Genomic DNA, 2,292 nt, shown 5'->3' with positions numbered 1-2,292 from the left:
CAGTGCAAGTGATGACGGTTGATAGGAGTAACGATGTAGTCAAAGTCTTCAGTTGCACAGTAAGCTAAGAGATAGCTAATTGGAAAACGCTCCTGATGAGTGGTTCCTGCAAGTAAAACAGTCGGGCACTTAAGCTTTTTAGTATTGATAGGGATGCTTGGCTCACAACTAGATGCTCGAACGATTAGTAAGTCAAATCTTTTATTCTCAATTTGAGATGATTTTTGTATAAAGTCGTAAATGTCATACTCTTCCTCTGGACATTTAATGAGATCTTGACAGACGCTAGAGGATTCTACAAAACCTTTAGCTCCTCCTCTCGGGCACAAGGTCACTTGTTGACTGGAAAAAACTGGAGGAGGTACATAGTCTGGTGAAATTGGCCAACTCAGTAGAACACGAGGCTGCAGAGCTGTATTTTCAGAGTTTTCCATAGCTCACTCTCCTATTTTAGTCATTAGCTCCGTCTGGAATGTAGCTTCTACTCAGGTAGCACAGACAGCCCTGGCTACCCTGAGACATGATCCCCCGCCAGATTATGTGAGAAGGATCCCGCATCCGGTCAATCTGCTTGCGGTCTTGCTCCGAGCCAAACTCCACATAGATGACCTTGATGTCCTTGAGCCACAGCTCCAAGCTAGTCAACATCTCCACCTCTTGTCCATCTGTTGCTACCCTCAGTACAGCGATACGCTCCAGATCCAGCTTCTGTAGGGCTGTCTTGGCTTCTCGGAAAGGAAGTCCCCTCTGTTTTCTACCTCGTCTCGGCATTGTCTGACCAAAGACAGGAAGAGGAAGTCTTATCTTTATTGTGCCCTCTCAGGCCTGGTTAGGGTCTCGGTACCTCCAACCCTCGCCCTCTTCCCTGCTCAGATAGCTCTGCTGGTCTCTATAGATTAGCCACAGAAGTCAGGCCAAGTGAGAAAGGATCCCTTGACCCTCAACCTAGGATCAGCCATGGGTAGCTCTGCTATTTCAAATAGCAATAAAACATCTCCCTAAATCGTTATTGCTACGCAACGCTGTCGCAAACGGGCTGGCGGCGTCGAGTCCTTGGATCGGCAGCAAAGGTGTCTCAATCTCGTTTGAAACGACCATAAAGTGGTGAGATGAGCTATTTTGGGCCTCAAACTTTCCAAACCTGACTAAGTGAGAAATTAGACACATCCTGACAACCCTTTTTGCAGTGGTCACTACTTCCACCAGGAAGAACCCCCGTTCCTGCGCCGGCTTTGCGCGGTAGGGTTTGAGCTTGTGTTTGCACCTCACAGATCTCCAGAAACGCTGCTTAGGATGGCAATCCAGAGAGCATCATTTGCCAGCCGAGAACCCTCTGATGACTTGCCAAGATACCAAAAAAAGCTCCCCAGTCACAGGGAGCAAAATAGTCACTTAGCCTTGACTTAGGGTTACTGGGATTGTTGCTACGAGAAAGGCGTACCAGTTGAATCTGTCAGATCGTACTCTTCATTGGTGCCCGTATTGAACGGATCCAGCTGCAGCCCGCCTTGTGTTATTGTCACCCCTGAATCTTCGGTAGAGAAAACATTACAAGACTTTCCGACATAGTAGTCACCGGTAGCTACCAGCTTCTCACCCCGCCCAAGGCCGATCTCACAGAGGATGGGGTTGCCACCAGCGTTCACATAGGCAGGGTTAACCCTTGTATTACCAAGAACCGCAATGATTAAGCCGCGCTGAGCGGGGGTATCCACTGACATAGCAGGAGCGCCGTAGTTGGGAGCAGACCAAGGATCGTTCTGGTACTTATCCTTGGTGGGACCACACCATTGAGAATCGCAGCCACGGCCAATCACTGCATATGCCGTAGGATACTGAGTCCAGTCCATCCGATAGGCCTCAGCACCACGAGAAACATCGGTCAGAGCAGCCTGGGCTTCTGCCACGCGAGAGCGACGGATCTGGTTCAGGAACTGGGGAATTGCAATAGCGCTCAAGACGCCTACAATTACAATCACCACTAGCAGCTCAATCAGCGTGAAGCCCTTGGCGCGAGAAAGCAAGAACTGAGAGAGCTTTGCGCGAAGTAAAGAGTGGCGCAGTTTTGCACTCATGATTCGTTACTCCCTTGAGAGTTAGAGGAAGGCTCGCTTGTGCCTTCTGTTGACACTACTAGGCTACCCACCCCCGCTCGAGTTCATAACATCCCCCAGACAAGTCTTTGTAAACGTTGCCGAGAGTGCCCAGCCCGCCCTCGGCTATTGGCCCTGCAGGCGGAGCTGCCGAGCTCTTCTCGTTGGCCTCTCCCGGATTCTGCCAAGGGGAACTAGG

General features: G+C 50.2%; 2 protein-coding genes and 1 pseudogene. All 3 read right to left on the bottom strand.

Annotated elements, in window-relative coordinates:
* Nucleotides 1–434, bottom strand: a pseudogene (locus NW841_RS12640) (glycosyl transferase family 1); the annotation flags it as partial.
* A 16-nt stretch (nt 435–450) separates the two neighbouring features.
* The gene (locus NW841_RS12635) at nt 451–648 is read right to left on the bottom strand and encodes a hypothetical protein (RefSeq protein WP_414366398.1); all 198 of its coding nucleotides are present in this window, start codon (nt 646–648) and stop codon (nt 451–453) included.
* Between the two features lie 776 nt (nt 649–1,424).
* Entirely contained in the window at nt 1,425–2,075 is a 651-nt protein-coding gene (locus tag NW841_RS12630; RefSeq protein WP_414371801.1) for a type IV pilin protein, read from the bottom strand.
* Nucleotides 2,076–2,292: the final 217 nt, after the last annotated feature.

The sequence above is a fragment of the Synechococcus sp. H60.3 genome (assembly GCF_047462295.1).
Classification (GTDB): Bacteria; Cyanobacteriota; Cyanobacteriia; order Thermostichales; family Thermostichaceae; genus Thermostichus.
The sequence above is the reverse complement of the archived record's forward strand: the minus strand, read 5'-3'. Positions and strand labels throughout refer to the sequence as shown.